Origin of the sequence: Methylophaga sp. UBA2012 (assembly GCF_002335235.1) — a bacterium.
Classification (GTDB): domain Bacteria; phylum Pseudomonadota; class Gammaproteobacteria; order Nitrosococcales; family Methylophagaceae; genus Methylophaga; species Methylophaga thalassica.
In genome coordinates, this window is the sequence record NZ_DDCG01000001.1 from 310,932 (window position 1) to 336,364 (window position 25,433).

General features: G+C 42.9%; 22 protein-coding genes. 13 read left to right on the forward strand and 9 right to left on the reverse strand.

Going from position 1 to position 25,433, the window contains the following annotated elements:
- Window positions 1-29 precede the first annotated feature (29 nt).
- Together B2248_RS01450 and B2248_RS01455 are read left to right on the forward strand one after the other, a co-directional pair.
- On the forward strand, window positions 30-2,033 hold the full coding sequence (locus B2248_RS01450) for a TonB-dependent receptor plug domain-containing protein (RefSeq protein WP_273181407.1): 2,004 nt from the start codon (window positions 30-32) through the stop codon (window positions 2,031-2,033).
- Between the two features lie 194 nt (window positions 2,034-2,227).
- On the forward strand, window positions 2,228-3,412 hold the full coding sequence (locus B2248_RS01455) for an MFS transporter (protein ID WP_273181406.1): 1,185 nt from the start codon (window positions 2,228-2,230) through the stop codon (window positions 3,410-3,412).
- Window positions 3,413-3,451: 39 nt separating this feature from the next.
- On the opposite strand, the gene B2248_RS01460 is transcribed toward B2248_RS01455, so the two are convergent.
- Window positions 3,452-5,542: a putative bifunctional diguanylate cyclase/phosphodiesterase gene (locus B2248_RS01460; protein ID WP_273181405.1), complete on the reverse strand. Its 2,091-nt coding sequence runs from the start codon at window positions 5,540-5,542 to the stop codon at window positions 3,452-3,454.
- A gap of 422 nt (window positions 5,543-5,964) precedes the next feature.
- The gene (locus B2248_RS01465; RefSeq protein WP_414673460.1) at window positions 5,965-6,468 is read right to left on the reverse strand and encodes a YgjP-like metallopeptidase domain-containing protein; all 504 of its coding nucleotides are present in this window, start codon (window positions 6,466-6,468) and stop codon (window positions 5,965-5,967) included.
- A gap of 165 nt (window positions 6,469-6,633) precedes the next feature.
- Between B2248_RS01465 and B2248_RS01470 the strand changes: the two genes are divergently transcribed.
- On the forward strand, window positions 6,634-6,828 hold the full coding sequence (locus B2248_RS01470; RefSeq protein WP_273181403.1) for a hypothetical protein: 195 nt from the start codon (window positions 6,634-6,636) through the stop codon (window positions 6,826-6,828).
- Between the two features lie 72 nt (window positions 6,829-6,900).
- On the opposite strand, the gene B2248_RS01475 is transcribed toward B2248_RS01470, so the two are convergent.
- The 5 genes from B2248_RS01475 to ptsP form a co-directional block, all read right to left on the reverse strand.
- A complete protein-coding gene (locus B2248_RS01475; RefSeq protein WP_273181402.1) occupies window positions 6,901-8,205 on the reverse strand; it encodes a GGDEF domain-containing protein in 1,305 nt (434 codons plus the stop codon).
- A gap of 167 nt (window positions 8,206-8,372) precedes the next feature.
- Window positions 8,373-9,656 carry a carbohydrate porin gene (locus B2248_RS01480; RefSeq protein ID WP_273181400.1) on the reverse strand — a complete coding sequence of 428 codons (1,284 nt, stop codon included), beginning with the start codon at window positions 9,654-9,656 and terminating at the stop codon, window positions 8,373-8,375.
- A 29-nt stretch (window positions 9,657-9,685) separates the two neighbouring features.
- Window positions 9,686-11,386, reverse strand: coding sequence for a fructose-specific PTS transporter subunit EIIC (locus tag B2248_RS01485; RefSeq protein WP_349676125.1), 1,701 nt, complete (start codon window positions 11,384-11,386; stop codon window positions 9,686-9,688).
- A gap of 41 nt (window positions 11,387-11,427) precedes the next feature.
- Window positions 11,428-12,378: a 1-phosphofructokinase gene (gene pfkB / locus B2248_RS01495; RefSeq protein ID WP_273181398.1), complete on the reverse strand. Its 951-nt coding sequence runs from the start codon at window positions 12,376-12,378 to the stop codon at window positions 11,428-11,430.
- Window positions 12,378-14,888 carry a phosphoenolpyruvate--protein phosphotransferase gene (gene ptsP, locus B2248_RS01500; protein WP_273181396.1) on the reverse strand — a complete coding sequence of 837 codons (2,511 nt, stop codon included), beginning with the start codon at window positions 14,886-14,888 and terminating at the stop codon, window positions 12,378-12,380. The genes pfkB and ptsP overlap by 1 nt, the downstream gene beginning before the upstream one ends.
- 198 nt (window positions 14,889-15,086) lie before the next feature.
- Between ptsP and B2248_RS01505 the strand changes: the two genes are divergently transcribed.
- The 4 genes from B2248_RS01505 (at window position 15,087) to B2248_RS01520 (ending at window position 20,515) form a co-directional block, all read left to right on the forward strand.
- A complete protein-coding gene (locus tag B2248_RS01505) occupies window positions 15,087-16,070 on the forward strand; it encodes a LacI family DNA-binding transcriptional regulator (protein ID WP_273181395.1) in 984 nt (327 codons plus the stop codon).
- Between the two features lie 36 nt (window positions 16,071-16,106).
- Complete coding sequence (locus B2248_RS01510; protein WP_273181394.1) at window positions 16,107-17,126, forward strand: class 1 fructose-bisphosphatase; 1,020 nt, start codon at window positions 16,107-16,109, stop codon at window positions 17,124-17,126.
- A 164-nt stretch (window positions 17,127-17,290) separates the two neighbouring features.
- Window positions 17,291-18,022 (forward strand): oxygen-insensitive NADPH nitroreductase, encoded by a 732-nt coding sequence (nfsA, locus tag B2248_RS01515; protein WP_273181392.1) that lies wholly within the window; start codon window positions 17,291-17,293, stop codon window positions 18,020-18,022.
- Window positions 18,023-18,211: 189 nt separating this feature from the next.
- Window positions 18,212-20,515 (forward strand): FdhF/YdeP family oxidoreductase, encoded by a 2,304-nt coding sequence (locus B2248_RS01520; protein ID WP_273181390.1) that lies wholly within the window; start codon window positions 18,212-18,214, stop codon window positions 20,513-20,515.
- A 166-nt stretch (window positions 20,516-20,681) separates the two neighbouring features.
- On the opposite strand, the gene B2248_RS01525 is transcribed toward B2248_RS01520, so the two are convergent.
- Together B2248_RS01525 and B2248_RS01530 are read right to left on the reverse strand one after the other, a co-directional pair.
- Window positions 20,682-21,215 (reverse strand): REP-associated tyrosine transposase, encoded by a 534-nt coding sequence (locus B2248_RS01525; RefSeq protein ID WP_273181387.1) that lies wholly within the window; start codon window positions 21,213-21,215, stop codon window positions 20,682-20,684.
- A gap of 165 nt (window positions 21,216-21,380) precedes the next feature.
- Window positions 21,381-22,142 carry a hypothetical protein gene (locus tag B2248_RS01530; protein WP_273181385.1) on the reverse strand — a complete coding sequence of 254 codons (762 nt, stop codon included), beginning with the start codon at window positions 22,140-22,142 and terminating at the stop codon, window positions 21,381-21,383.
- Between the two features lie 555 nt (window positions 22,143-22,697).
- Between B2248_RS01530 and B2248_RS01535 the strand changes: the two genes are divergently transcribed.
- From B2248_RS01535 to B2248_RS01560, 6 genes are all read left to right on the forward strand, one after another.
- Window positions 22,698-22,967 (forward strand): hypothetical protein, encoded by a 270-nt coding sequence (locus B2248_RS01535; protein WP_273181383.1) that lies wholly within the window; start codon window positions 22,698-22,700, stop codon window positions 22,965-22,967.
- An 83-nt stretch (window positions 22,968-23,050) separates the two neighbouring features.
- Complete coding sequence (locus B2248_RS01540; RefSeq protein WP_273181381.1) at window positions 23,051-23,506, forward strand: hypothetical protein; 456 nt, start codon at window positions 23,051-23,053, stop codon at window positions 23,504-23,506.
- A 74-nt stretch (window positions 23,507-23,580) separates the two neighbouring features.
- A complete protein-coding gene (locus B2248_RS01545) occupies window positions 23,581-23,880 on the forward strand; it encodes a hypothetical protein (protein WP_273181379.1) in 300 nt (99 codons plus the stop codon).
- A gap of 118 nt (window positions 23,881-23,998) precedes the next feature.
- Window positions 23,999-24,352 carry a hypothetical protein gene (locus B2248_RS01550; RefSeq protein ID WP_273181377.1) on the forward strand — a complete coding sequence of 118 codons (354 nt, stop codon included), beginning with the start codon at window positions 23,999-24,001 and terminating at the stop codon, window positions 24,350-24,352.
- A 96-nt stretch (window positions 24,353-24,448) separates the two neighbouring features.
- A complete protein-coding gene (locus B2248_RS01555) occupies window positions 24,449-24,736 on the forward strand; it encodes a hypothetical protein (protein ID WP_273181375.1) in 288 nt (95 codons plus the stop codon).
- A gap of 115 nt (window positions 24,737-24,851) precedes the next feature.
- Window positions 24,852-25,265 carry a hypothetical protein gene (locus tag B2248_RS01560; protein WP_273181373.1) on the forward strand — a complete coding sequence of 138 codons (414 nt, stop codon included), beginning with the start codon at window positions 24,852-24,854 and terminating at the stop codon, window positions 25,263-25,265.
- Window positions 25,266-25,433: the final 168 nt, after the last annotated feature.

Below are 25,433 nucleotides of genomic sequence, written 5' to 3' on the forward strand. Positions count from 1 at the left end.
TGTTTTTATATGTATATCGGAGAAAGGGAATGAACAAGTTGTTACCATTGTCGGCATGCAGTTTGTTGACATTATTGACCGTCACTCCAGCCTTAGCTGGAAGTTTCGCATTAGGAAAAATTGAAGTTGTCTCAGAAGCTGAATTACCTGGTTTTGCTGAAGACATAGTTGATGCAGATGTGATGCGTGAAGAAAATCGTGAAACGGTAGATGAAGCCTTGGACCGTATGCCAGGGGTGACTATTTCGCGTAATGGTCCTCGCAATGAAGCGATGGTGAATGTAAGAGGTTTTGACCTTCGTCAGGTACCCGTTCTGGTCGACGGCATACCAGTCTATGTACCTTACGATGGTTATGTAGATTTAGCTCGGTTTACCACATTTGATTTGTCTGAAGTCAGTGTTTCAAAAAGTTTTAGTTCACCGTTACTGGGCGCTAATGCTTTAGGTGGTGCGATTAACCTTGTCAGTCGTCGTCCTGTCAAAGAGCTTGAAGGGGACATCGGAGCGGGATATAACACGGGCGATCACACCAATAGTGAAGGTAAACGTACGTGGCTTAATATGGGAACCAATCAGGGGCTTTGGTACGGTCAGTTAAGTGCCAGCTATTTGCAACAGGATGCTTTTTCTCTGCCCGATGATTTTGATGGTGTTGAAAATAATTCAGGGCAGGGTTCCGGTGTGCGTGACAACTCCTACCGAAAAGATACCAAAGTTAACATCAAGCTGGGGCTCACGCCAAATGAGACGGATGAATATGCCATTGGTTATATTAATCAGGATGGCGAAAAAGGTACGCCACCATCAACGACAAATTCAAAGCCACGTTATTGGCAATGGCCGTACTGGGATAAAGACAGCATCTATTTTCTGAGTAATACTGCCTTATCTGAATCAAGTTATATCAAAACCCGCGTGTATCGCGACACCTTTAAAAACCTGTTATCAAGCTATGATGACGATACCTACAGAACACAAACCAAAGGTTATACCTTTAACAGCATCTATGACGATACAACTTACGGTGGCAGTATCGAATATGGAAAAACGTTTGGCCGTCATCAGTTAAAAGTTGCCGCTCATTACAAACTGGATGAACATAAAGAGCATGATAAAGGGGAACCAGAAGGTAAGTTTCAGGACCGAACCACATCTTATGGCATCGAAGATACCATTATGCTGACTGACAATTTGAATCTTGTGGTTGGTGGCAGTTATGACACACGAAAAATTATTGAAGCCTACAAATACGATAGTGGTTTGAGCGGGCTTGAATATTTTGAGCATGATAAAAATCACGCGTTTAATCCACAGATTGGTTTGTTTGCCAAACTGGATGAGAAAAATGATGCAAGACTGACACTCTCTCAGAAATCGCGTTTTGCTACGATTAAAGATCGTTACAGTGGCAGCTTTGGCTCACGTTTACCTAACCCGGATTTAAAGCCGGAACGTGCCACTACTATGGAGTTAGGCTGGAATCATAAACTGGAGGATTTTGGACGTATTAAATCCAGTGTTTTCTATAGCCATATTAAAGATTTAATTCAATCTGAAGCACTCACTGCTGTTGAGTTAGCAGCTCATCCGGATCTTGATGATGATGCGACACAAAACCGTAATATCGGGAAAGTGGATGCAAAAGGTCTCGAAATAGCAGCTGATTTTTGGTTTACAAACTGGGAGTTAGGCGGCAGTTATAGCTATTTAGACCGTAATAATAGAAGTTCAGATGCACGTTTACTGGATACGCCTCGACATAAACTGTTCATGTATGCCAACTGGAAAATATCGCAAGCTTTGAGTCTTGGTGTCACCACGCAGTATGAAAGCGAACGTTACAATGCGACAGATGCTTCTCTTCAATCCGCTGGCTTTACTGTCTCTGGCTTAAGAACAACGTATAAAATGTCATCTGGATTGACCACAAGACTGGGTGTGGAAAATATCTTTGATAAATATTACAGCTATGATGAAGGCTTCCCTGAAGCAGGTAGAACGTATTACGCCAATATGAGTTATCAATTTTAATACAGGGTAAGCGGATTACAGCTCTTCTTATGATGCTGGTAGTCTAGCGGCTACCAGCATCATGGCTACCTTACAAAGGCAGTGAATAACTGACTCATTATCAGCATGATGATAGCGAGATAAGGTAAATCTTAATGTTGGTTTAACGCTGTCTGTGTTACATTGCGCGCCTTCCAAATAAGCCATTTGAGCACATGACTTCGCAAGACACAGCATCACATTCTTATTCTTTACCCTGGGTTATTTTTGCCCTGGCTATCGGTGGTTTCTGCATTGGCACCACGGAATTTGTCGCAATGGGGCTAATTCAGGAAATCGCAGCCGATCTTAAGGTATCCATTCCTTCAGCAGGTCATTTCATTACTGCTTATGCCTTAGGTGTGACGGTCGGTGCGCCAGCCCTAGCCATTCTCGGGACTAAGTTGCCACGTAAGACTTTACTGTTGGGCTTGATGTTGTTTTATGGCTTGGCTAATGCGATGACGGCGTTTGCAGACAGCTCAACAACCATGTTGCTTAGTCGATTTATCGCTGGGCTACCGCATGGTGCTTATTTTGGTATTGCTTCACTGGTCGCCGCTGATCTGGCCGGACAACATCGCCGCGCCACAGCCATTGCACAAGTGATGATGGGGCTCACGATTGCCAATGTCATCGGCGTGCCTTTTGCTACCTGGTTAGGTCAATCTTTTGGCTGGAGAACGGGCTTTGAGTTTTCAGCGATGATTGCATTGGCGACCATTTTGGCGATTAGCTTTTTTGTACCACGCATTGCACCACATGCTTCAGCCAGTTACCGATCTGAACTGGCAGGCTTTAAAAACATCAATATGTGGTTGACCTTGGCTATCGGTGCGATTGGCTTTGGCGGTATGTTTTCTGTTTACAGTTACGCCTCACCCATTTTGACGGAATATACTGGTGCCAGCATTAAAGTGGTTCCCATGGCCTTAGCCGTATTCGGTACTGGTATGGTGATTGGTGGCCTTGTTGCTGGCTGGTTAGCAGATAAACATTTGAATAAAACCATCGTTGCGGTGCTCGTCAGTTCTGCCATTGCTTTTGTGATAGCCGCATTCAGTATGACGCAACTTTATTCAGCGATGACAGCCTTGTTTTTGATTGGTTTTACTGTCACAGGTTTAGCGGGCGTCTTGCAGATTCGCTTAATTGATGTAGCAGGGGAGGCACAAGCTCTGGCCGCTTCGCTTAACCATTCTGCATTTAATGCAGCGAACGCCCTCGGTGCCTTTTTAGGTGGGGTTGTGATTAGTCAGCAAATGGGCTGGGTAGCACCGGTCTGGGTGGGCTTATTTTTAAGTTTGTCAGGCCTTGCAGTGTTTAAACTTGCACTTACTGTTGAAGCACGTACAAATTAACAAACGCAGCCGTTATTCAACATGGTTTATTAGCTATTGTTAGTGAATTTGAGCTCCATTTTTCGACAATAACAATTCGAAATCATGACCAGGGACGGGTTTAGAAAACCAATAGCCTTGCGCGTAATCGCAGCCAATCGATTTTAGGAAGTTTAACTGTGCTTCGTTTTCAACGCCTTCAGCAATGACTCTGATATTGAGTTTGTGTGCCATCACGACAATAGCTTCACACATAGCCTGATCATCTAGATTGATATGGATATTCTGAATAAACGTCCGATCAATTTTTAGGTAATCCACATTCAGCTTTTTTAAGTAAGCTAATGAAGAATATCCAGTGCCAAAATCATCAAGTGAGATTTCAATCCCCGCGTGTTTTAACATGCTTAATCGTTGCTCGGTCATCGGTCCTTCATTCATCATCACTCCCTCAGTAATTTCGAGGGAAATCGCCTTATTGCTAAGTGCCTTTTGTGATAAAAAATCAGTCCACTCTTCTAGATCGCAAGATTCGTTTTGAAACTGTTTAGGCGATATATTGATGCTGAGCTGAAAGTTTTCCTTATACTTTTCCTGCCAGAATTTCACTTGAGATGCACTTTGCCGAAATACCCAATCGCCAAGCTCACATATCAGTCCGATATCTTCGGCTATGGGGATGAATTCATCTGGGCTAATGCAGCCGAGTTCTGGATGTGTCCATCTCAGTAGCGACTCCGCTTTATCAATCATGCCAGTTTCAAGGTTAACTATGGGCTGATAATGTATTGAAAACTGGTCTGAACCCATCGAGTTTCGAAGATGTTTTACGATCTCCGTTTTGTTAAGGGCATGCTGCGCCATGGAAACATCAAAAAAAGAAAATTTGTTACGACCAGAGAATTTTGCATGATACATCGCCTGATCAGCATGCTTGAGTAGTTCTTGAGTTGATTCACCATGCTCAGGAAATAGAGCAATACCAATACTAAATGAAAAATAGAGTCTTTCGTCGCCCAAAGTAAATGGGGATGACATGGCATCCAGCAGTTTCTGAGCAACCGTACTTGCATCTTCTGCTGAGCACATGTCTGTCAGACACACGGTAAATTCATCACCGCCTAATCTGGCGATCAGATCATCTTCACGGATACACATTTTCAAACGTGATGCCGTTTCTTTGATAACGGCATCTCCGATATCATGGCCCAAGGTGTCATTGATATCTTTAAAGTTATCAAGATCAAGAAACAAAATGGCGCAGAGTTGATTATTTTTTCTGGAAATAACAAGCGAGTCTTCCAGGCGCTCCATAAACGCACGTCGATTAGGTAAGTCTGTTAGAGGATCGTTATATGTCAGCCTGCAGATGGCTTCCTCTGCCGCCCTACGTTCGGTGATATCAGCAAAGATTGAACAATAATGTGTGATTTCACCAGTACTGTTCGTGATGGCATTAATGGTTATCCATTCGAGAAATAATTCACCATTTTTGCGTTTGTTCCAAATTTCACCGCTCCATTTCTTTTCTCGAGAAAGGGCCGTCCACATCTCTCCATAAAACTGTTTATCGTGCTTACCCGAACTCAGTATTCTCGGATTTTTACCAAGAATTTCATGTTGCTTAAAGCCTGTAATTTGAGTGAATGCAGTGTTAACGGCGATGATTTTATTGTCATGACTAGTTATTGTCATTGCCACAGAACTGTGAAAAAAAGCTGATGAAGTGATGTGAATCAGATCATTTTTATCAGATTCTTTACGGCTATCTGATATTGCGTTGAATAGATTATCCAGACTGGTAGGTTTTAAAGGACATTGTTCCTTTGCCAGGCAAGGCAAATCGAAAGGTGAAGATATCACTTCATAATTTTCATTAATTAAAATGACGTTGATATTGTTATTAATGTGACGAAGTTTATGAATAGTGCAGTCTGGCATGTCCCTAAGAAAAAAAGTCTCAGCAACGATGGTGTCAATGGCATATTGTTTAAATAAAGCTAATGCATTATCGCAATTATCAGCAGTCAGATAATTACTTATGTGAGAGCCAAGTAAAGTGCTAATTTTATTTTCTGAGTATTTATCTTTGCCCAGATAAAGAACACTCAGTTTTGCCTCTGACGAGGTTCTTGATATCGTCGATGTCATTGACTAATACTCTTTCTGGCTGTTAGTTAATGACCTCATTACAAACAATAATAAATCTAAACATTTGTCATTGTTTGGAGTGAGATAGGTTGGGTCGGTTTTTAATAAACCATGCTTTAAAACAACAAAAGAATGTTTATTCTGTATGGTTTGGTTGTTCGTTGGCACTGTCTCTATATCCCAATCAGCTATGCAGAAAAATGTTATTTTTTGATTAAATTCACATGTTAGTTATAAGGTTAAATAACCATATATTTAACAAGGTTGTCAATGAACATTTTTACAGTGCTTGGAGAGAGTTGAACAATGATATATATATGCGAATAATCCAGTGGAATCATGTAATTCAGATTATGTGCTGTTTGTCAGAATACTTGTTTATTACCCAGACTAAAACCGATACATTAGCGCATTATAAAAGACTAATATAGATCACCAAATATCTCTAAGTGGGTAAGGTAAAGCCGCACATCAAACTCAAGCTGATGGTAGTCAGGTTGCATGTGGGTGCAGAGTTTATAAAAGGCCTTGTTATGGTCTTTCTCTTTTAAATGCGCCAGTTCGTGCACCACAATCATATTTAAAAATTCTATCGGTGCAGTTTTAAACACAGAGCCAATTCGCATTTCATTTTTGGCTTTTAATTTACTGCCCTGAACGCGTGAGACATAACTGTGTAAACCCAAAGCATTATGCAGCACATCAAGCTTGTCATCGTAAATCACTTTGCTGAGTGGGCTGGATTGGCGCAGATTCTGGTTCTTCATATCCATCACATAGGCATACAACGTTTTATTAGTTTTAATGTCATGTGTGTCTGGATATTTTTTTAACAGAAACTGGCCGAGTGTTTTTGCTGAAATAGCGGCGCTGACTTGATCGAGAACAGGGGCAGGGTAGCCTGATAAATATTTTAGTGCCGACATAGTGATTGCCTTGTTTTCTGCTTTTTGTTTCTCTGATAACCGACTCTGAGTTTTCATCAGCTACTCGCTTGACTATTTAAGCGTGAAAAGCCATAAATGGACATAGTTTTTTACTGTTAACTGGCTTTTCATGAATAGTATTTCTGTTTAAAAAAAGGAAGCAAAATGCAGAAGGTGTTAGCGAAAGAATCAATGAAGTTTCTCAAGCTTGTGGCTGTAGGATTATTGCTCATTATTGTACTTATTCTGGTCGGTGAAAAGCTAAGTGGTATAGAAGCGCTGATACTGGCTTTGCTGCCTTATCTGCTTTACCAGATATACTCAGCCATGCAGTCGGCAAAGAAACGCAAGAGAAAATAAACTGACATCGTCTTGTTTTGCGGTAATAAAAAGGTCAAATACACTGACTTATTGAATCAGAATAAAACGAGCTCAACCAAGCACAGCCAGACAATAATTGTTCTTACCCTGACGTTTAACATCATACATTGCTCTATCTGCGACTTTGACCAGTTCATCAAGGGTAGTGCCATGTTCAGGAAAAAAGGCGATACCAATACTGACACCAATGCTGACTTGCCTTGTTTCTTTTTCTGAATAAGTGAATTCGATGGGTGTTTTCAGTTCATTGATAAGCTTTTGGGCAATGATTTCCACGTCATCGCTATCCGTTAGATCATCAATCATCATCACGAACTCATCGCCACCGATTCTTGCCAACTGATCTGCTTGACGCAGGATACCAGTAAACCGCCTAGCCACTTGCCGCAACACCTGATCGCCCGCATCGTGACCCCACGTGTCATTGACCGATTTAAAGCCATCCAGGTCTAAAAACATCACAGCGATTTGTTGATTTTGTCGCTTAGCTTTAGCTAAATAATTATCAGCATGTTGTTGCAAATAATGCAGAGATGGCAGGCCGGTAATAGCATCAAAATGCGCCTGCTTCTCTAATTCGATTTGCGCATGATGGGCAGCTTCTAACGCTTGATGAAGTTCAGTGACATCATATTCAGTGACCAACATTAAAAATTCGGCCGTTAATGGGTGGCGTGTGATGCGAATATCCAGCGTATGTTGGCGAAGCCCTGCACTGGTTTTCATCATATGCGTCCAACGTCCAACCCGTTTTGCAGTGGCATCGTTTAAACGTTCAATCCCTTCTTCGAGCTTATCAAAGCGGGCAGTGAAGGCATTTCTATCTCTATCAAGTTGTTGTGGAATGATGTGTTTATAGGCTTCTGTGGCTGCTGGGTTTTCGATGACGATATCACCGGAGAAGGTAAAGGTACTCACTAATACAGTGGTATAGCGCATGGCTTCAACAAGCAGTAAATTTTCAGGCGTTTCACCGAGTTCGACTTGTTCGTTGATATAAGCAATGATGGCACGATGACGTTCAGGACCCACTAAAACCGCGCGATGTAACATATACAGTGTTTTGGCTTTGCCGTTTGGGTAGGTTGTCCATGGGTCAATGCTAAGACCATTTTTAGCGGCTAATTCAAAGGTTTGGTGCATTCTATCTTTTGCACCTTGGGTATCACCCGATAGATCTTTATTTATCAGTTCATCAACTGAGTTGAGTCCCCAAAACGTCAGCGCTGCTGCATTACCCCACCACCAACCATGTCTATCGAGATCAAAAATCCAGACGATGTTAGGAATCAATTCGTAAAGACCAAGCTCATCTAAACTTTTGATATGGGTAAGGTGACTGTAATCAGAGGTCATGAATGAAGTTAATTTATCGTTTGTGTGTAGTGCTACTGAGTCTTAACCCTGATTATCGCATAAGCAGACATTTTTGCAGAAGATATAAGCTGGAGCACATATTTGTGCAAAAAAGTACTGATGGCTTAGACCGGCTTCTAAATATAAGCAGGTCTAAGCCAAAATTTTTATTTTAGTGACGTAACGATATCAGCAAGATTAAAGTCGAACCGGAGACCCAAAATAAAAATATTATCTAAGTCTTTTTTACGTCCAGGCTCAGAGAATTGATCGGGATTGATGATGTACTGAATATTTGGCTGAACGCGAATTTGTGGTGTTAATTGATAACCATAACTCAGTTCCATCATGACTTGATTATTTGCTGGCGTCCCTGAACCACCATTGAATTTCCTTGCCAGTGTTAAGTCTTTCATCGCGTCTCGGCTATAGTGTTGCTGGGATACGACAAAAGCGACTGTATCGTCGTTTCGGCTATCGAAGGTGCCACGCTTAACGAAGCCACCTTGTAATTGATAATCTACGGCTAACTCTCCGGAGCCTTTTGTTAATGCGGCGCCGAAGATGGTGAGACTGCGTTTTGAGTCAGGATCCGGGCGATAAACGACTTGTTCAAAGCGAGCAAATATACCGGAACGCCCGTTTAATTCTGCGTATGGATTGCCTGTCTCGATCGCATTATTACCCGCACTATCTTTTAGAGGATCTGAGTAATCTGTTTTGTCATACCAGCCACCAAATTCATAGGTACGAGGGTAACGATCAGTGTCCCAGCTGGTTTTGTATCCCAGGGTGAAGGGCACGATAAAGCCGTTTGATTCATGAGTATTCCATACCACGCCATGATCACCGTCATCTTGATGCCCGCTATTGTCTTCATACACACCAATATGGGCGTAAACGTTTGGTGTGATCCAATACTTGTAGCGAGCTGCCCAACTGGATACTGGCCACCAGGTAAAGCTGCTGGTACGAAAAACAAATGTTGGATTGCCACAAGCAGCATTATTTTGAAAGTACTGACAAAGCTCAGATCCTAAGAAGTTAATATTGGCCACCATCCGGCCAGCTTCAAGTTCAAGTTTGCCATCGAAGAAATGTTTTTCCAGAGAGAATAAAACCAGACGAGATCCCTGACCTCCATAAATTTCCTGAACAGAGGTACTGTTACCAAGGGCTTTTTCGGCAAGATTATTACCATGTCGGTTAGTTGCTGCTAAATGCAGCGTGGTGTCTGTCCAGCCAAACGCCTTATCAAGGTTAATATCAGCACCCAGATAAAGTTGGCCAGCGTAAGCGCTTTTTTCTTTTTTACCGCCATCGATATTGCTGGCAGCTTCGCCAGTATAGGATGAGCTCCATTTTACTAAATTAGTATCGAATGATTCTGCCATTACTGGACTAACAAGACAGAAATAGATGAGTGAAATAAAGGCTGTATAAATACGCATGAGATGAGCCTTCCTATGGTTTACATCATTCAGATATTTTTTTTCGTAAGAAATAGGCAAAGCGTCGTAATAACGCTCCCGACAGCTATTGCTAATGCATACATCCCTACATGGGTGACTGCATTCGGAATACCTAATACAAAAATGCCACCATGAGGCACTTTAAGTTCTACACCTACAGCCATAGATATTGCCCCTGCAGTTGCAGAACCGAGGATCAAAGCAGGAATAACACGGAAAGGATCGCGAGCAGCATAGGGAATCGCACCTTCAGTGACGAACGCTACACCGAGCACAGCTGCTGCGTTGCCAGCCTCATATTCCTCTTTATTAAATTTCTTAGGAAATAACTTTGTTGCTAATGCCAAACCAAGAGGTGGTGTCATTCCTCCTGCCATCACGGCAGCCATAGGTGCAAATACATCGCTGGTGACAAGGCCTGTGGCGAAGGCATAAGCAGCTTTGTTGACAGGACCGCCCATATCAAATGCCATCATGCCACCCAATAGCAATCCTAAAAATACGGCACTACCAGCTTGCATTCCCTGAAGCCAATCTTTCAAACCAGACATGATTTCAGCTACCGGCGCGGCAATAACGAAATACATCAAAAGCCCTGTGATCATGGTTGTAAGCACTGGAAGTATGAGTACCGGCTTGAGGCCATCAAGGCTTTTAGGAAGTTGGATTCCTTTATTAAGGGCGACAGTGATATAGCCAGCCATATAACCGGCGACAATACCACCGAGAAAACCGGCACCAAGATTAGCGGCCAGTAAACCACCCACCATACCGGGAGTGAGTCCTGGTCGGTCTGCAATTGAAAATGATATGTAACCAGCAATCGCTGGCACCATAAGTACAAAAGCGCCTTTTGCGCCAATTTGGTATAGCGCATAGGAGAGGGTCCCGGCATTATCCTCTTGATAAGCATAGATACCGCCTAGGGCAAACGAGATAGCGATGAGTATTCCGCCTGCCACGACAAAAGGAAGCATGAAAGACACACCTGTCATCAAGTGCTTGTATGCACCTGCAAACCCTTTTTTATTATCTTGCTTTGCCGTCGTTTCATTTTTACTGACTTCTGCTGTGCTTCTGGCAGAAGCTTCGTTAAAGGCTTTTTCTATCAGCTTGGCACCATCAGCGATAGCAGGTTTTGTACCGGATTTGAAGAGGGGTTTGCCTTGAAATCTCGATGTGTCTACTGTCGTATCTGCAGCGATAATAACTAAGTCAGCCGAGTCGATTTCTTCAGCAGTCAATTCATTTCTGGCACCTACAGAACCTTGTGTTTCGACCTTTATCTCATAACCCAGATTCTTCGCGCCCAGCTGTAAGCCCTCAGCAGCCATAAATGTATGAGCGATACCCGTTGGACAAGAGGTGATGGCAACGATTTTTTTCCCTGTTTGGGGCGAGCTATCAGTGCTTTTTGATAATCGCTCCAGTACCTTAGATGGGGTATCCAGTACCTCATTAATACTCACTGTGATTGTTGGTAGATTAGCAAGAGTTGGGTCATCTATTTCAACATCACCTACCAGAAGCAGAGATTCCGCATCATTGAGCATGGCTGGCGTTATGTCGGTGATTACGCCTTGAGGGGTTCGCACTTCAATACAAAATGAATGCTTGAGTTCTGAAGCCGCTTTTCTTAATACTTCAGCGGCAAGAAGCGCGTGTGTTTCTTTATGTTTATCATCGACGATGATGAGTAGTTTTGACATTTTAATCTCTCCTGTAACCTTTTTTGGTGTAAGGCTCTGATTTAATTATTTATATGGCTTGTTGTAACGGATTTTGCCAAAGCGTTAATGCGCTCTTTCGACGGTAGGTTGGGGCCGTGCAGCTCTAATTTGCCTACAGCGAAAGCCGTTGCTAGTTTTGCCATTTCTTCTACATTAAGATCATCCAGAGCGGCAGCAACCAGGCCGGCGACCATTGCATCACCCGCGCCTACAGAACTTGCACTGCTTATTTTGGGAGGGAGAGCATGAAGCGCTTCTTTATTAGAGAAAAAGAATGATCCCTCAGAACCTAAGGAGACAATGACCTTTTCTATACCACGATTAGTGAGTTCTTGAGCGGCATGAATGATGTCACTGGTTTCTTTTAAGTCCCTACCTACATAGGTTTCAAGTTCGTGTAAGTTAGGTTTAATCATAAAAGGAGCAGGGGCGTGACTTGTCAGAATCGAAGACAGAGCCGGGCCACTGGTATCGACAATAATACGTAAATTTTTTGGGGCCAGTTCCTGCATTAAATGAGTGTAAAAATCTTCGGGACAGCCCGGAGGCAGGCTTCCTGATAACACCAGGATAGATCCATTTTCGATTGCACTCAGTCTTTGCAAAAGCCTGTCCAGATAGACTTGGGATATGTTCTGACCAGACATATTCAGATCTGTCGTTCCACCGCTCGTTTTATTGACGATCTTGATGTTTGTTCTGGTTTCTCCGTCAAAACGAACAAAGTTATCGCGAATTTTTTTCTGTTTAAAAAGCCTGGTAAAAAGTTCTGAATTATCATTACCAAGCAGGCCGGAGGCACAAACGTAAATACCCCAATCCGCCAGGCATGAGGCAACATTGATACCTTTACCACCTGCATTCGAACAAGCGCTATCTACACGGTTAACCTGATCAACTGTCAAGTGATCGACTTCCAGGGTTTGATCGATAGCAGGATTAAGAGTCACAGTCGTTACCGGATGTATCATTATTCACCCCCCTTAAGCTGACGAACCGCTTCTGAGGTTTCGGCTTCGAGAGCTTTTTGTGCTAATGCTTTAAGTTCATCCATTGAACTTTGGCGAAGGCGGGCTTTGACAGCGGGAATATCAAGTGGTGACATGGATAATTCGGTCACACCCAGTCCGGACAGAATGGCTGCACCGTGCGGATCCCCGGCAATACCACCACAGGCACCAACCCAGCAATTGTGATCCTTAGCGCCATCAACCGTTAGCTTGATAAGTTTGAGAACGGCAGGGTGCAGGCTATCCGCTTCAGCAGCCAATGTCGGATTCTGTCGATCCATTGCGAGACAATATTGAGTTAAATCATTGGTACCGATAGAGAAGAAGTCGGCATTTTTGGCCAATGTCTTAGCTTCAAGTGCTGCTGCCGGTACTTCAATCATGACGCCTATCGGGCAGCTTGGCGCAGCCATTGATTCCCGTACATCTTCACAGATCGCCCGTAGCTTTAAAAACTCAGTCACTGAGGTGACCATTGGAAACATGATTGATAATTTGGCTCCGTCTTTCAGTGCACGGTAAAGTGCACGGAGTTGTGGCTGGAGCAAATCAGCACGTCGAAGCAGTAGTCGAGAACCTCGCACACCTAAAAACGGATTATCTTCTTGAGGTAAGGCGAGTTGTGGTGCTTGTTTATCACCGCCAATATCAAGTGTACGAACAATCAGCTCCCGGCCTTCTAAATTCTTGCTCATGGCAAGGTAAGTTTCGTACTGCTCGTCTTCAGAGGGCTCATCATTTCGTTCAAGATATAAAAACTCAGTACGCATCAAGCCAACACCTTCTGCTCCTTCAGATATCGCTTCTGCTACTTGATCGGGTAGATTGATATTGGCACCGATGAGAATGTGAGTACCATCTGTGGTTTTCGCAGGCAGTTGGCGGGTTTCAGCATCTTTTGCCTGTTGAGCTTGAAGTTTTGTTATCCACTCCTGTGCTGAATTTATATCATCATCATTCGGATCGATATAAATACGTCCTGCTGTACCATCAAGAATAACCTGCGAGCCATTAGCAATATCCAGTAAGCCATGACCACCACCAACCAAAGCAGGTAAGCCTAATGTTCTTGCCAGGATAGCGGTATGAGAGGTGGGGCCACCCTCTGATGTCGCTAAACCAATCACTTTAGTGATGTCCAGAGCGGCTGTATCTGAGGGGGTGAGATCATCACTAATGAGTATGTATGGATGATCGGGACAAGCTGTCTCGGTGGTGTTTGATAGTTCAGGGGCGATGTGAAATAAGACTCTGTTGCCAACATCTTTGAGATCAGTGGCTCTAGCAGCTAAAACAGGGTTACCAAGTGCAGACAGGCGGTTTGCCATACGCTCAACACCGGTATTCCACGCCCAGGCAACACCATGACCATCTGCCATTATCTGACAGACAAGCGTAATGAGATCGGTATCGTTTAATAACTCGATATGTGCCAAGAATATTTTAGCTTCTTGTTTTCCGAGTTGTTGCTCAGTCTCTTGCGAGAGAATTTGTAGCTGTGCTTTTGTTTCTTTCAGAGCTCTATGAAGTCTTGATGCATTATCAGAGAGTGATCCTGTTTCATCAGGGACCTCGAGAGTGTGTGTTATTTTTCGGTAAACTTGCCCAACCACCATGCCAGGGGCTGCCGAGGCACCAATGATGGCCGCTAAATCTTCTCTTGCTTGCCAGGAGGGACTTGATTTTTGTCGTTTTAATGCCAGTTCTGCATCCGCTTTTTCTTGAGCGGAGAGGCTTTTCATCAGCGTATGCATTACTGACAATGCTTTATCAGCATCAGCTCCCTCAGCAGAGACAATAAGTGAGGCACCTTGCCGCACTCCCAAGCGAAGTAGTGCAATTAAATTTTTTGCATCAGCCGTTTTATCAGCATGACGAATGCGAATTGACGAATGGAATTGTCGAGCGGTTTCAATCCATTTTGTGGCTGGGCGAGCGTGTAATCCATTAGGGTAATCCAGCGTCCATTCGATTTTTTTTGCAAAGTCCGGCAAGACTTCGTTCTCTTCAGTTTCTTCACTGGAGTTATTCAGTGAGGTGACGATTAGCTGTTCATCATCCGTTTTAAACAATTGTTGAAGTTGTTCGTCGTTTTGTAGCAGGCCGGTTAAGGTTTGCAGTAATGTAATATGCCCATCAGTTTGAGCGGCAATAGCCACCACCATATAAGCTGTCTGACCTGGGTTCCATTCCACACCCTGAGGAATTTGAAGTATCGCGACGGCATCTTGTTTTATCAGATGCCGATCTTCAGCGATACCATGTGGAATGGCGATACCTCTGCCAAGGAAGGTATTAGCGCGTGTTTCACGTTGTTTCATACTTTGTGCGAAAGCGGGATCAACACAGTTATTCTCCACCAGTAGCTGTGTTGCTTGTTCGATAACGGTTTCTTTGTCGGTAGCGCTGACGTTGAGCTGGACTATTTGAACAAGATCTAGCTCGCCATTCGTTTGCTTCGTTACAAGCATCGTTTTTCTCCTCTCTATTTACGCCACGCTTTTTATGTTTACGTGAACATATATTTCTGTTTTGTTGCATTGAAAACGTTTTCATAATAAATGTCAAATTATTTGATGGAATAGCTTTTTAATATATGGTAATGTCTTAATCAAGTACTGATATATATTGGTTTTGTTGTTTCAACTAAATTGGAAACGTTTTCTTATATGGCTGTCGGAATTAAAGATGTAGCGAAAATAGCTGGTGTGTCACCAGCTTCAGTTTCTAGGGTATTAGGAGGAGGTTCGGTTAGCGATAAAGTACGAGAAAAAGTACTAAACGCTGTCAAGGCCACAGGATATCGTCCTAATATGGCAGCAAGACGCTTACGTTCAAACCGTACTGAGACTATTGGCTTGATCGTAGCCGATCTGGTCAATCCTTTTTTTACAGCCATCACTCAAGCTGTAGAATCTGCCGCCTATAAGGCTGGCATGCGAGTCATGTTTTGTAACACCGGTGAAGATCCTGAACGTGAAGAAATGTATCTCAGATTTATGCAAGAAGAACGCGTTTCCGGATTGATTGTCGCCCCCACAGCTCAAGGATTGAAGTCGCTGAGCAAATGGAGTTTTGACTTCCCTTTAGTGCTGATTGATCGGGCTAGAGATAAAGAAAAATTCGATGTGATTGTCATGGATAACCAAACCGCGGCTAAAGAGCTTGTTACTCATCTGCACAGCCAAGGATATCAGCGTATTGGCGGTTTATTTGGCGCTACAAGTATTACTGGTGAGCAACGAAAAGAGGGATATATAGACGCTATCCATTCTCTCGGTCTCAAGCCTGAAGTCAAAAGTCTGCCATCCACCGCTATTGTTGCTCAAAAAGAGCTTGAAGCATGGTTTGCATCCCCTGACAGGCCAGATGCCATTATCCTCAGTAACAGTCTTTTTACCCGTTCAGCCTTGATGGCTGCAAGAGCGACAGGATTACAAATTCCCGATGATATCGCCATTGCCGGTTTTGATGATGAGCCGTGGTCATCATTAGTGGATCCGGGGATTACCGTTATTCGTCAACCCGTTGAAATGATGGGAAAAGAAGCTGTTTCAGCGGTTATTCAACGTATTGAATCACCGAATGCGCCTCTACGTCGCCTTATGCTATCAGGTGAGTGTGTGATTAGAGGTTCAAGTCGGAAGCGGTAGCGTCATCAATATAAGCCGAATTGACAGGAGACATTTATGTCATCTATTGGAAAATCGATAAATCAATTTATTAATGAGCAGCAGAATAAGACTGATTCAAACAGCGACGACTTATCAGGTCTTATTGCTGATATAGCCAGTGCCTGTAAAAAGATTGCTCATCTGGTAAATCGCAGTGCGATCACTGGAATAGGTGGTGCGAGCGCGTCTGAAAATGTACAAGGCGAAGTCCAGAAAAAACTCGACATCATCACCAATGATGTGATGGTTGAACAGCTTAATCATCATGGACACCTGGCAGCGATGATATCTGAGGAAATCGAAGATATTATTCAGATTCCCGAACATCTTCCCAAGGGGAAATATCTTATTGCTTTTGATCCACTGGATGGTTCATCCAATATTGATATTAATATCTCTGTAGGGACTATCTTTTCAATATTACGCTGTACGGATGCCAGCCGCGAGGTAAGGTCAGATGACTTTTTGCAAGCTGGTACAGAACAAATCTGTGCAGGTTTTTGTGTGTATGGACCCACAACCATGATGATTCTCACTACGGGTAATGGTGTAAACGGTTTTACCCTGGATAGTGAGATTGATGAGTTTGTTTTGACTCATCCTGATATGACTATTCCAGAGGATGCCGCTGAATTTGCGGTGAATATTTCTAATCAACGGTTCTGGGAAAGCTCTGTTCAACGCTATATTGATGAATGTATTCAAGGTGTTGATGGTGACAGAGAAAAGAACTTCAATATGCGTTGGGTTGCGTCCATGGTGTCAGATGTTTATCGAATTTTAATTCGTGGTGGTGTTTTTCTATATCCGCTCGATACTAAATCGGCGAACTCAAGTGGCAAACTACGCCTGATGTATGAAGCCAACCCGATGAGTTTTATTGTTGAGCAAGCCGGTGGGCTGAGCACTACAGGCTATCAGCGAATTATGGACATCAAACCAACAGATCTACATCAACGTGTGCCTGTTATTTTGGGATCTAAAAATGAGGTGGAGCGAATAATACGCTATCACCAAGAAGAAAAATTGGGCTGAGTCATTCAAAAAGAAATGCCTCAATCAGACTGACATATAGATTGCTTACGGTAGGGAGCAAAACTCAAGACGAGTTGTATGGAATAAAACGCCATTTCTCTCAACTAAGAGCTTCATGCCATCGCTGATCAATTGATAAAACGCTTTAGGGGAAACCTTTATATATGAACGACACTATCGCATTGCTGAAAAATCATCGTTCAATTCGAGAATTCACGCCGGAGCCAGTAAGTGATGATGTGGTGCGTGAGATTATTGAGGCAGCAGGCTGGTCCGCCACATCTAACTTCATCCAGGCATACACCGTTATTCGTGTCAGAAATAAACAAACACGTCAGCAAATTGCAGAGCTCGCCGGTTCGCAAAGTTGGGTGGAAACCAGTCCGGTATTTTTAGTTTTTTGTGCCGATCTCAAACGTAGTCAGGCGGCTTGTGATTATGAAAGTCAGGAAATGGTGTCTGGATATACTGAACAATTCATTATCGCCACTGTGGATGTCAGTTTGGCCGCACAAAATGCGATGATTGCAGCAGAATCGTTCGGTCTTGGCGGTGTTTTTATCGGTGGTATACGTAATAATCCGGAACAAGTATCTGAGCTACTTAAACTTCCTGAGCAAGTTTATCCTGTGTTCGGAATGTGTCTTGGTTATCCGTCAGCATCGCCCGAGCAAAAGCCAAGGTTACCTGTCGATGTCATTTTGAAAGAAGAATCATACCAGCAAGATAAGTCAGAACTGGAACAGTACAACGAGACGTGCAAAGCCTACTATCAAAATCGTTCCAGCGGTGCCCGTGATGAGACTTGGACACACCAGATAGCCACGATGATGAGTAAACCAATGCGTCCCCACATGAAAGCGTTTCTTGAGAATAAGGGCTTTAAGTTTAAATAAACTTTGGGCAACAGCCTGAGCTAGACGCCTTTACATCCATTGGAACTATTAACTCACAAAATAACCAAACTAATTATCCGATAATGGAAGCACGATTTTCTGGAGTCTGATGATTAGGCTTTCTGCACTCGAAATCGGTTTCCTGCTTGCTCAATATTATTCTGATGGCGAAACAGCTTAGGAGAAAGCATGACAAACTCGAGCACTAAAAACGATCATTCCCCTACAGAACAGGACCCCAATACAAGCTATAACAAAGGCCCAGCAGGTGGGTGGGGATCGCTGCGTGGTGTATCTCGAATCTTCGGCGAGGTCCATGGTTCTACCGTTGCAGCGAAAATTCTTTCCAGGCTTAATAAGCCCGGTGGGGTGATGTGCAGTTCATGTGCTTGGGCTAAACCTGCGAATCCGTCAACATTCGAGTTTTGTGAAAATGGTGCCAAAGCAACCTTACGGGAGTTGGATGAGAAAAAGGCAGATTCAAACTTCTTTGAGCAATATAGCGTTACTGAATTAAAAACCTGGCACGACCATGAGCTGGAAAAAGCGGGCAGGTTAACTGAACCGCTTCGCTATGATACGAAACGCGACCGCTATGTGTCGGTCAGTTGGGATGAGGCAATACAGGATATTGGTAAAAAGCTTGCTGCGATGAACCCGAAGCAAGCCGTTTTTTATGCTAGTGGTCATGCCGGCTTGGAAGCGTCCTATCTCTATGCCCTTTTTGCGCGGGCAATGGGGCATCAGAATCTGCCACAGTCATCCAATATGTGTCACGAAACGACCAGTGTGAACCTCAAGAGCTTTGTCGGTACACCCGTTGGCACCTGTACACTGGAAGACTTCGAACATTGTGATGCCATTTTCTTTTTTGGACAGAATACCGGCACCAACTCTCCACGCTTTATGCATATCCTCAAAGATGCTGTTGAACGCGGCTGCAAAATTGTTACCTTCAACCCTGTACGTGAACGGGGGCTGATTGAATTCGTTGAGCCACAGAATATCGTGCAGATGCTCACCAATAACCCCACCGAGATCTCCAACAAATACTATCAAGTGAAACCTGGCGGTGACATTGCCGTTATCGCAGGCATGATGAAATATATGCTGGCACGTGAAGAAGCTGCCCCTGGCACCATCCTGGATCAGGATTTTATTGCTGCTGAGACAACAGGTTTTGACGAAACCGTAGAAAAGGTCAACGCATTTGATTGGTCAGATATCGAAGCACAATCTGGTTTAACTCGTACCATGATTGAAGAAGCAGCCGAGATATATTGTCAGGCAAAAAAGGTTATCGGTATCTATGGTATGGGACTGACGCAGCATGTTGATGGCTGGCTCAATCTGGGGATGTTCTGCAATCTGCTACTGATGCGGGGCAATATAGGTCGCCTCGGTGCTGGTATTTCGCCTGTACGTGGGCATTCCAATGTGCAAGGACAGCGGACCGTCGGTATAGGCGAAAAATCTGCACATATGCCAGCTGACAAATTACATGAGTTATTCGGTATAGATGCACCGACGGAAAATGGAAAGAATATTGTTGAAGCCAGTGAAGGCGTGTTGGATGGCAGCATCAAGGCTATGGTCTCATTGGGGGGAAATCTGTTACGGGCTTTGCCTGATCGTGAGCGTTTGGAAAACGGCTGGTCAAATCTGGATCTGACAGTACATATCACCACCAAGCCTAATCGATCACATCTTATACCGGGTAAAGTCAGTTATATTCTGCCTTGTCTGGGGCGTACCGATATTGATCAGCAGCAAAGTGGGCCACAAGCTGTTTCTATGGAAGACACGTTCAGTCATATTTATGCCTCGATTGGCGCGGCAGAGCCACCCAGTGATCAAGTCCGCTCCGAGACAGCGATTGTGGCAGGTATCGCGAAGGCGACATTACCTTCCAACCCCAAACTCCGCTGGGATGACTGGGTTGCCAACTACGATCTGATCCGTGATCTGATTGCTGAGACCTTCCCTGATGATTTTAGTGACTTCAACAACAGAATGATGCAGCCTGGTGGCTTCTATCGTGGCAATCCGGCCCGTGAAAGAAAATGGAAAACCGAAAGTGGCAAAGCACAATTTACCCCACCAACAACACTTACCTCACTGGGGCAGCATCCCAGCGGTGAGAATGGCTTTACCCTAATTACATTGCGTTCCAACGATCAGTTCAACACCACCATTTACGGCTTTTCTGATCGGCTGCGTGGTTTGGAAGGTAGTCGCGAAATCGTATTGATCAATCGCGAAGAAATGGCACGCCTTGGCTTGCAGGAAGGGCAAATAGTCAGCCTGTATACTCAGATAGAAGATGGCAATCTGCGTCAGGTCGATGGACTGAAAGTTACGGCCTATGATCTACCTGATGGCACAGTAGCCGGCTATTATCCTGAACTCAATCCTCTGGTTCCATTGTCCTATCACGAAAAAAATTCTCTGACGCCAGCCTACAAAGGTGTGCCTGTAGAAATCAGACAATGAGTTCCATAGGTTGGGTTGAGCGATAGCGAAACCCAACTTTTTGAAGTTTTAAGCGGTGTTTTGTTGGGTTTCATGCTTCAACCCAACCTACGAAGGATATGAATGTTTATTAGTAGGTTGGGTAGAGCGGTAGCGAAACCCAACATGTCTAGGACGGGATAAAAACTCAAGTTCTCTCACCAAAAGCTTTCATACCAATCTTCTCATCATATCCCCAGTGTTTATCAATCATGCCGTTATGAATAAATTTATGAATGCTGGAATAAGGCCAATCAATGGCTTTATCGACATAACCATGTTTGACCGGATTGTAGTGAATATAATCCACATGGTTCATATAATCTTTTTCATCGCGAATTAAGTGTTCCCAATATCGACGTTGCCAGATACCGCGTTCATTTTTCGAGTGACGAGTTTTGTTGATATGTTCATCCTTGGGTAAGCCCCTCGAAAATGTCGATTTTATTAATCGCCACCGCATTGCAAAACCGGTATCAGTTTCAGGTAAGGTCCAGATGGTATGCAAATGTTCGGGCAAGATAACAATCGCATCGATATTAAATGGATGAGCTTGTTTAACGTGTTGGAAAGATTGTTTTAACAGATCGATATTATCCGTTAATAACGTTTTACGTCGTTCCAATAGATTGACCGTAAAGAAAAATGTGCCACCGGGCACAAAGGCTCGTCGATATTGCATTGTTCACCATCCATGTGAAACAAAAAGTAACCATTATTGTAGGTTGGGTTGAGTGATAACGAAACCCAACATTGTCTTGTTTTGAGAGGTGTTTAGATATTTGAGGCGTGTTTGTTGGGTTTCATGCTTCAACCCAACCTACGGGCTAACCTATGGACTTGATTGTTATCGCAACTTTTCTATGAAAAGGATCGATGCAAGAAATAATCTTGAAAACATTTCACGCATTTTCTGATTGTATGCGTCCCAGTCTATGACGTCCTTATATGGAGGATATAAATTTACTCCTGTCCTTAAATCGCTTGTATTTAGTTCATAAGACGGTGAAGGTTGAACTGAAAAAGGGATAGCTGCATTTAATATAGTCATTGATAGTGTCAGATGCGATGCCTTTGTGGGCGGACTCATAATAAAGCTATCAGCCCCAGTTTCAAAACTTTGAATATCTTCAATTGATTCCAGACAAGATTGAAAGAAAGATGGATGAGCAGTGGTAGAAATTTTAAGTTTCATTTCATTGATTGCTGTCTCATATCCACCCAACCAGAAAATGTTCTTGTCGTTTAATTCTTTTTTCAGCCACTTTTCATTTTTGCCTTTTGATATGTACTGATGCCAAAATGCATTCGAGAGCTCAGGTGATATTGCTGCTTGATACTCACTTAAAGCTTGATTGTCGTATAGTAGACGAACCCACAAAAGCGAATTTTCATGCAATAACCTCAATTGATAACGCGCATTTCCATCTAATCCTGATAAACACAGAGTTCTAATTGCAGCCACTGTATTTAATTGCTTTACAGTAAGTCGATAAAATAATGTTGCTCGTTCAATTGATGATGGATGACCGCCAGATAGAAAATAAAATGAGGTATAGCGAAGTAAGGCTAAATTGTAGGGCAATCCATAAAACGAATATATAACCATTTAATAACAGTGGATTGTAATGAAAATACGACCATAATATTGCATAAATAAATGAATATAATGTATTAAACCTACTAATACGATCATAAATACGTAATTATTTTACTCTTACTTTTTGAGGATTAGTGATTCGGTGATTATTCCATGATAATTGGTTTGAGTAACTTAACTCACAATCACCATGAGTCCAGTTGAACCTTTAAAGGTTGAAAGACAAACTTTTGATGAATCCATTGACTTTGCCATTTTTACTCTGCCAGCAGATGTTGAGGATGATTTGGATTTTTTCTATTAGTCCATATATCACCCCATAAAAATACCCTTTTCAGTTATTTAAAGAATTGATTAAAAGTGAAAAAGTTGTAATTATAAATAATCGAAAAAGGATGATAAACAGATACTAATTCCTGTTTTGTTATTTCTAGTGACCAAAGGAGTGGGCCAACACTATGATCTTTGTGAAAAATCAATTTATCCCCATCGAGCTAAAAAATGTTTAACGGACCGAAGGGTCTGTTCAACATACTGTTATGTGTAATCGACTAAGGATGGCCAGTGAAGTTACGATGTGAGTGCGGGGCTGTAATTCATGACAATACAGACTACCAAGAAAACAAAGCCCATTTCGTACCCGATGAAAGTTGGGAAGATATGTGCGAGAAAGTTGAGAATGGAATGTCGCCTTGGGATGCATCAGTAAAGTTCCAGCGTCTTATTTATCAATGCTACGAGTGCGCAAGAATTTACATTGAAAATAAAGATGGTAGCTTTACTTCATTTAAACCAGATACAGATGCAAAATTTGGCATTCTTAAAAACACATAACAAGGCCAAGCAGCATGGCGCACTGAGTGCGCTGGACCTCGCTACGCTCGGCCACTGTTGGCAGCGTTAAATGTACTATGAGTATGGAAAGTAAATTAGTCATAACTGCAGATAGAGAAGACTATACAGTTGCTCTTAGAGGCAACTTATATATTGATGGTTTTTCTGGTTTTGGAGAATGCTGGCATAATAACAGTGAAGTAAGTGATTTCTGTTCAGATTTGCTATCGCTGAGCGAATCTATGGAAGGTACCGCCGAACTATTAGGAATCCAAAGTAAAAGTGATGGTACGGAATATTTAGAGCGTTTTTGCATTCGAGTTTACCCATTAGACCGAAGTAAACTTAATGGAACTGTTGGCGTTCATATTACATTAGCCGAACCTCCTGGCTCAGATTGCAGGCCTGAAGGGATTTTAAAAGTATCCGGTGAACTAAAGGCTAGAAATCATCACATAGCACAGTTTGCAAAAGACATTAGCGATCTTATGTCAGGTTCTCTAAAAGAGGTGTGCCTTTATGGCGGTAATCACATTTAAAAAATGTTTAACGGACCGAAGGGTCTCTTCAACATAGTGTTATGCTCCTACAGAAAATTAGCTTTGGTGGAAATATGTTAAAAGTATTAGTGTCAGCACTTGAAGACCAAGGTAGTGAACGAAGTTTTGAAGTGGCTGACTTATCCTACGATAGAGATGATAATAATTTTTCAATGCGCTGCGTTATGGGCGATGATTGGCTTCAAAGAGTAAACTCAAAATATGAGTGTGAACTAAAGCCGCAAATTGTTCGCTTTTCAGATAATGTGGTTTTTATCGTGTTTGGTTCAAACATTGAAGTAGATGTTTTTGAAAAGTGGCTTCGTTCTGCTTTAAATAAGGTTGAAGAAGGCTATAAGACTATGCGAGGTTAAGCATAACAAGAGGCTTCACCGGACAAATTTCCGTTGTCACCTTTTGTGCAAAAACATGCACAAAATCCGCCATCAAAAATCTGCTCGGTGAGTCGGGCGTTAGGGCTCAAGGTAAACCATGATTAATCTGCCTGAATTTGACACAGGGCTTTATGAGGGATGTGAATTGCAAATGCTTAATGGTAGAGCATTGTTAAAGGTGAATATCGCGGAGAACCCGAGCTTTTCAATTCGTTTCAATAAGGTTCGGTGGCATCAATTTACTGCGCTTCCGAATTGCAGTGCAGAAATGATAGAAAATTCATATTTCATGCTTAGTGAACTACAAAACTCAGATAAACATTCCAGTTTCCTAGCTGGAGACACTTCATCCGTAAAAACATATAAAGAGCTTCATCATTTCAGAATATTTTTAGATGAGACAGGGTGCCACGAGTTTATAGCGGAATCAGCTTATGAAGAAAAGCCCTAACAGCCACTTCAACTTCGCTCCCTCCGGTCGCCGGACGCTCCTGTCGTCGCGCCGGTTAAGTGGGCGTTATGCATCTTAACCGAAAGGAAACTACTCATGAGTAATTACAAAAAGGTAGTTATTGAAACCTATAGAAATACACAGGGTGGCTCATCTAAAAGTATCCGAGCGCGTCCAGTGCCAGGACAAGGCTACGATAGCTCAATGAATGTCGAGTGCTCATCAGGTATGAGAAAGTCCCACCCAGTAGGAACGAGGTTCTTAATTGAAGCCAAGCTCACAGATCGGGAGGGAGGTACCCCCTTTCTGTATTCCCATTACAACATGCCCTATGTCGTGCTTAGTGATGCGGAAGCTAAAGCATACATTCATAAAAATGCATAACAATTTGCCCAAGCACACTATGGCCGCAGAAAGCGCAGCCTCTACAGGACAACCAACACTGCGCATCGGTGTCCCCTTAGCAAAGCGTTATGAGTACTCGTGCTAAGGAGCAACTATGGATCATAATTTTGAGAGGCTAAAAGAACATATATTGCCGCTCTCTAATTCTCAAGATTTCTTCGCAGCTAAAAATGAGTGGAAACTTGTTGGTATTGAAATTCAGGAAGACAGGGATCATTGCCCTTGTGGTCAAGCAATCAAAGAGCTTTGCTATATCCAAAATCAACTCAATGGCAACAAGACCTTTGTTGGTAATGTATGTAATAACCAGTTCATTGGCATCTCTACAGGCAACCTTTTCGATGGCCTAAAACAAATTGCCAAGGACAACTCCGCTAACGCAAATGAGGACTTAATCCTCCATGCTTACCAACTTGGCTACATCTATGAAAAAGAATATAAGTTCTTAATGCAAACTCGTCGCAAGGTAAACTCTCACATAAGCAGCTTGTGTGGAAGCAAAAAATAAACTGGAGAATTGTCAATCAAACAGTTGTCGGTAAAAACACGTAACAAGCCACAGCAATTGCTCACGCTGGTCGCTGGGACAGGCAAAACGCTGCGCTTTTTGTCTGTCCCTATGCCTTGCGAATTATCCTGTGAGTATAGGTGGTGAGTAGCCTCAGCTCCTGTTCGG

Bases quoted from the DNA above. Each gene is read 5' to 3' on its own strand.
- B2248_RS01540 (WP_273181381.1), top strand. From the start codon at position 23,051: ATGGAAAGTAAATTAGTCATAACTGCAGATAGAGAAGACTATACAGTT.
- B2248_RS01460 (WP_273181405.1), bottom strand. From the start codon at position 5,542: ATGACATCGACGATATCAAGAACCTCGTCAGAGGCAAAACTGAGTGTT.
- pfkB (WP_273181398.1), bottom strand. From the start codon at position 12,378: ATGATACATCCGGTAACGACTGTGACTCTTAATCCTGCTATCGATCAA.
- B2248_RS01475 (WP_273181402.1), bottom strand. From the start codon at position 8,205: ATGACCTCTGATTACAGTCACCTTACCCATATCAAAAGTTTAGATGAG.
- B2248_RS01485 (WP_349676125.1), bottom strand. From the start codon at position 11,386: ATGTCAAAACTACTCATCATCGTCGATGATAAACATAAAGAAACACAC.
- B2248_RS01555 (WP_273181375.1), top strand. From the start codon at position 24,449: ATGAGTAATTACAAAAAGGTAGTTATTGAAACCTATAGAAATACACAG.
- B2248_RS01510 (WP_273181394.1), top strand. From the start codon at position 16,107: ATGTCATCTATTGGAAAATCGATAAATCAATTTATTAATGAGCAGCAG.
- B2248_RS01560 (WP_273181373.1), top strand. From the start codon at position 24,852: ATGGATCATAATTTTGAGAGGCTAAAAGAACATATATTGCCGCTCTCT.
- ptsP (WP_273181396.1), bottom strand. From the start codon at position 14,888: ATGCTTGTAACGAAGCAAACGAATGGCGAGCTAGATCTTGTTCAAATA.
- B2248_RS01505 (WP_273181395.1), top strand. From the start codon at position 15,087: ATGGCTGTCGGAATTAAAGATGTAGCGAAAATAGCTGGTGTGTCACCA.
- B2248_RS01450 (WP_273181407.1), top strand. From the start codon at position 30: ATGAACAAGTTGTTACCATTGTCGGCATGCAGTTTGTTGACATTATTG.
- B2248_RS01525 (WP_273181387.1), bottom strand. From the start codon at position 21,215: ATGCAATATCGACGAGCCTTTGTGCCCGGTGGCACATTTTTCTTTACG.
- B2248_RS01545 (WP_273181379.1), top strand. From the start codon at position 23,581: ATGTTAAAAGTATTAGTGTCAGCACTTGAAGACCAAGGTAGTGAACGA.
- B2248_RS01470 (WP_273181403.1), top strand. From the start codon at position 6,634: ATGCAGAAGGTGTTAGCGAAAGAATCAATGAAGTTTCTCAAGCTTGTG.
- B2248_RS01520 (WP_273181390.1), top strand. From the start codon at position 18,212: ATGACAAACTCGAGCACTAAAAACGATCATTCCCCTACAGAACAGGAC.
- B2248_RS01530 (WP_273181385.1), bottom strand. From the start codon at position 22,142: ATGGTTATATATTCGTTTTATGGATTGCCCTACAATTTAGCCTTACTT.
- B2248_RS01480 (WP_273181400.1), bottom strand. From the start codon at position 9,656: ATGCGTATTTATACAGCCTTTATTTCACTCATCTATTTCTGTCTTGTT.
- B2248_RS01550 (WP_273181377.1), top strand. From the start codon at position 23,999: ATGATTAATCTGCCTGAATTTGACACAGGGCTTTATGAGGGATGTGAA.
- B2248_RS01455 (WP_273181406.1), top strand. From the start codon at position 2,228: ATGACTTCGCAAGACACAGCATCACATTCTTATTCTTTACCCTGGGTT.
- nfsA (WP_273181392.1), top strand. From the start codon at position 17,291: ATGAACGACACTATCGCATTGCTGAAAAATCATCGTTCAATTCGAGAA.
- B2248_RS01465 (WP_414673460.1), bottom strand. From the start codon at position 6,468: ATGTCGGCACTAAAATATTTATCAGGCTACCCTGCCCCTGTTCTCGAT.